Origin of the sequence: Clostridium sp., from assembly GCF_051656525.1 — a bacterium.
GTDB lineage: Bacteria > Bacillota > Clostridia > Clostridiales > Clostridiaceae > Clostridium.
Genome location: NZ_JBOGCC010000094.1, coordinates 1 through 4,452 on the forward strand (window position 1 = coordinate 1; position 4,452 = coordinate 4,452).

At 30.8% G+C, this 4,452-nt stretch carries 6 protein-coding genes; all 6 read right to left on the reverse strand.

The features are described from left to right. Positions 1-460: phosphoribosylglycinamide formyltransferase (gene purN, locus ACRDDY_RS04315; RefSeq protein ID WP_438563741.1), on the reverse strand; the 460-nt coding region annotated here is incomplete at its 3' end. Next, the gene (purM, locus tag ACRDDY_RS04320; RefSeq protein ID WP_438563742.1) at positions 448-1,449 is read right to left on the reverse strand and encodes a phosphoribosylformylglycinamidine cyclo-ligase; all 1,002 of its coding nucleotides are present in this window, start codon (positions 1,447-1,449) and stop codon (positions 448-450) included. The genes purM and purN, both read right to left, overlap by 13 nt. Next, entirely contained in the window at positions 1,443-2,894 is a 1,452-nt protein-coding gene (gene purF / locus ACRDDY_RS04325; RefSeq protein ID WP_438563743.1) for an amidophosphoribosyltransferase, read from the reverse strand. The genes purM and purF overlap by 7 nt, the downstream gene beginning before the upstream one ends. Before the next feature lie 12 nt (positions 2,895-2,906). Next, positions 2,907-3,617: a phosphoribosylaminoimidazolesuccinocarboxamide synthase gene (purC, locus tag ACRDDY_RS04330; protein ID WP_438563744.1), complete on the reverse strand. Its 711-nt coding sequence runs from the start codon at positions 3,615-3,617 to the stop codon at positions 2,907-2,909. Further along, a complete protein-coding gene (gene purE, locus ACRDDY_RS04335; RefSeq protein WP_438563745.1) occupies positions 3,617-4,096 on the reverse strand; it encodes a 5-(carboxyamino)imidazole ribonucleotide mutase in 480 nt (159 codons plus the stop codon). Before purE ends, purC begins: the two co-directional genes overlap by 1 nt. Before the next feature lie 15 nt (positions 4,097-4,111). Then, the coding region (locus ACRDDY_RS04340; protein ID WP_438563746.1) for a phosphoribosylformylglycinamidine synthase subunit PurQ at positions 4,112-4,452 on the reverse strand (341 nt) is incomplete at its 5' end.

Genomic DNA, 4,452 nt, shown 5'->3' on the forward strand with positions numbered 1-4,452 from the left:
CTTGAAGAATAATTGCGCCCCCATCAACTTCTTCATTTACAAAATGAACTGTACACCCTGTATATTTAACCCCTTTTTCTATTACTGCCTTATGCACTCTTTCTCCATACATCTTATCTCCACAAAAAGCTGGAATAAGCGATGGATGTATATTTATAATTTTATTTTCAAACCTTTTTAAAATTTCACCCTCTAATATTGAAAGATATCCTGCAAGAACTATTAAATCCACATTTTTTACTAAATCTAATATTTTATCTGAAGTTTTATTTCCATACTCTTTTTTACTTACAACTTCAAAATTTATATTATTTTCTTTAGCCCTTTCTAATGAATAAATTCTATCCTTACTTCCTATAACTATATCAATTTTTGCATTTATATTTCCTGAGTTTATATTATCTATAATAGATTGAAGGTTTGACCCTCCTCCTGATGTTAGGACTGCTATTTTAAACAAATCCCTTCACCTCCTGAAACTACGGTACCTATTATAGTTGCATCTTCATTAAAGTTACTTAATTCCTCTATTACATCTTTTGCAATTTCTTTAGAAACACATACTACAAATCCAATTCCCATATTAAATGTATTAAACATATGGTCTCTATTAACTCCAAGTCTTTCCATCTCTAAAAATATTGGTGGAATTTTAAAACTGTTTTTATCTATAACTGCTGTAAGATTTCTTCCATTAAACATTCTTGGAATATTTTCTATAAATCCTCCACCTGTTATATGTGCCATTCCTTTTATCTCAAATTTTTCTATAAGACTTAACACAGGTTTCACATATATTTTAGTTGGCTCTAAAAGAGTTTTATAAATTTCTTTTCCATTAAATTCTCTATCTAAATCAGTAAATACTTTCCTTACTAATGAATATCCATTTGAATGAATTCCTGATGATGGTATTCCTATTAAAACATCACCCTCACTTATTTTTTCACCACTTATTATTTTATCTTTATCAACTATTCCTACTGCAAATCCTGCAATATCATAATCTCCTTCTTTATAAAAACCTGGCATTTCAGCAGTTTCTCCACCAATTAAAGCACAATCTGACATTAAACATCCATCAGAAACTCCTTTTACTAAACTAGCACTTACAGTAGCTTCAAGCTTTCCACAAGCTATATAATCTAAAAAGAATAGTGGCTTTGCACCATGACATAAAATATCATTAACACACATAGCAACACAATCAATTCCAACTGTATCATATTTCTTTTTTGTGCAAGCAATTTGAAGTTTAGTTCCTACTCCATCAGTTCCTGAAACTAAAACTGGTTTTTTATATCCTTCTGGAAGTTCTACCATTCCTCCAAAAGAACCAAGTCCATTTAAAACATATTCACTCATAGTTTTCTTTGCATAATCTTGAATAAGTTTTACAGACTTATAGCCTTCCTCTATATTTACTCCTGAATCTTCATAAGTTAGCATAATACTTTTTCCTCCTCAAGATTATCATTTAATTTTTCCATTGGTGCTGAAACTGGATATACTCCATTAAAGCATCCTACACAGAAATTTCTTCTTCCAAAAAAGCTTTCATACATTCCATCTAAACTTAAATATCCTAAGGTATCACAACCTATAATATCTTTTATTTCCTCTACTGAATTATTAGCACCTATAAGCTCACTTCTATAAGGTGTATCTATTCCAAAATAACATGGATATTTAACTGCTGGCGATGCAACTAAGAAATGAACTTCTGTTGCTCCTGCTTTTCTTAGTGATTCTACAAGATGCTTTGAAGTTGTACCTCTTACTATTGAATCATCTATTAAAACTACTCTCTTACCCTTAACTGTTGCTTTTAATGGATTTAATTTTACACGAACTGCTCTTTCACGAAGTTCTTGTGATGGTGATATAAACGTTCTTCCTACATATCTATTTTTAATAAATCCAATTTCATATGGAATTCCTGAAGCTTTAGCATATCCCATAGCTGCTGGAATTCCTGAGTCTGGAACTGCAACTACTAAATCAGCTTCTATTTTATTTTCTTTATATAAAGCTTCACCTTGCTTTACTCTTGTTTCATAAACATCAAGTCCATCTATAATAGAGTCTGGTCTTGCAAAATAAATATATTCAAATGCACAAGTTTGGCATATTGTATTTTCAGAATATCTAATAGATTTAATTCCTTTCTCATCAATTACTACAATTTCTCCTGGTTCTATATCACGAATAAACTCTCCACCAATAGAATCTATAGCACAGCTTTCAGAAGATAAAATATATCCTTCATCTATCTTTCCAAGACAAAGTGGTCTTATTCCATGTGGATCTCTTATTCCTATAAGTTTATCTTTTGTCATAATTACCATTGCAAAAGAACCTCTAACAGCTGAAACTGCATTAACCACTGCTCTTTCTACCCCTCTTTTTGCTCCTCTTGCTATTAATGAAATTAAAACTTCTGAATCAACTGAAGTATGAAAAACATGTCCCCCATCCTCTAGAAGTTCTCTTATAACATCAGCATTTACAAGATTTCCATTATGCGCAACTGATATTGGTCCAAGTTTTGTATTTGTTAAAAGAGGTTGTGAATTCTCAATAGTTTTAGCTCCTGCTGTTGAATATCTCACATGACCTATTGCTATGTGTCCATTTGCTTCTTTAAGTTTTTCTAAATCTTCATTTCTAAATGCTTCTGTTATTATTCCAAGCCCTTTGTGGATTTTCATTTCATTTCCATTTGAAACTGCAATTCCAGTGCTTTCTTGACCTCTATGCTGAAGTGCATAAAGGCCATAGTAATTTACTGAAGCAACATCTATCTTTTCATTTGCATAGATTCCAAACACTCCACATTCATCCTTAAACTTATCATTTGCAGGGTCCATAAATTGAATTGATGAATTTACCATAGCCTTCTCCTTTTAACCTTGTATTCTCTTTAATATCTCTTTATATGCATCTTCTACATTTCCCATATCACGTCTAAATCTATCTTTATCTAACTTTTCACCAGTTGTTGAATCCCAAAATCTACATGTATCTGGTGATATTTCATCTGCTAAAATAACTTCTCCATTTGGAAGTCTTCCAAATTCTATTTTAAAGTCTATTAAATCAATATTTTGCTCTTTAAAGAATTCTTTTAAAAGATTATTTACATTTTCAGTTATTTTATAAATTCCTTTAAGTTCTTCAAAAGTAGTAGCTCCAATTCCCACTGCATGACAATCATTTATAAGTGGATCTCCTAATGAATCATCCTTATAAGATAATTCAAAAACAGTAGTTTTTAATTTAAATCCTTCTTCAAGACCTAATCTTTTTGCCATACTTCCCGCAGCTCTGTTTCTAACTATCACTTCAAGTGGAACTATTTCTACTCGTTTGCAAAGTTGATTTCTATCATCAAGCTTTTCTATAAAATGAGTTTTAACTCCATTTGCATTTAGCATTTCAAAAATCATTGACGTAATTGCATTATTTAAAACACCTTTATTTTCAATTGATGCCTTCTTTTCTCCATTAAAAGCTGTTGCATCATCTTTATAATGCACTATTACATTTTCCTCATTATCAGTTCTAAAAATTTGTTTTGCTTTTCCTTCATAAAGTTTTTCATACATGTTAACCATTATAATTCCACTCCTTCACCGTTTTCTTCAATAAATTTTCTTTTCATGTTTTTTCTAAAATCAATTAGTTTATCTTTAATTTCTGGATATTTTAACGAAAGCATTTGAAGCGCTAACATTCCTGCATTATAACTATTATTTATTCCAACAGTTGCAACTGGGATTGATTTTGGCATTTGAACTATTGATAAAAGTGAGTCAATTCCACCTATTGCTGCTTTAACAGGAACTCCTATAACAGGAAGTACTGTTTGTGATGCTATAACTCCTGGTAAATGTGCTGCAAGACCTGCTCCTGCAATAATAACTTCACATCCTAAATCTTCAATTTCTTTTATAGTCTCCTCTAATTTTTCTGGAACTCTATGTGCTGAAAGAATAAATGCTTTATATGAAACTCCAAACTCTTTTAAAGCATTAGCAGCTCCTCTCATTACTTCTGTATCTGATTTACTACCAAAAAATATTGCTACTTTCATAAAATACACTCCTTTTTATTTAAAATAATTTATACCTGATTTAAATAACTTTTGATCAAAATTTCCATCCATATTCTTATAAAGATTTTCTCCAACTCTTTCTGAGTGAGCCATCTTCCCAAATATTCTTCCATCAAGACTTGTAATCCCTTCAATTCCAAGACTTGATCCATTTGGATTATATGGCATATCCATTGAAACTTCTCCATTAATATCTACATATTGTGTTGCAACTTGTCCATTTTTGATAAGCTCTTTTAATAAGCTTTCTGGTGCTACAAACTTTCCTTCTCCATGTGATATTGGAACACTATGAATATCTCCTAAATTTACTTCATTAAACCATGGTGATTTTT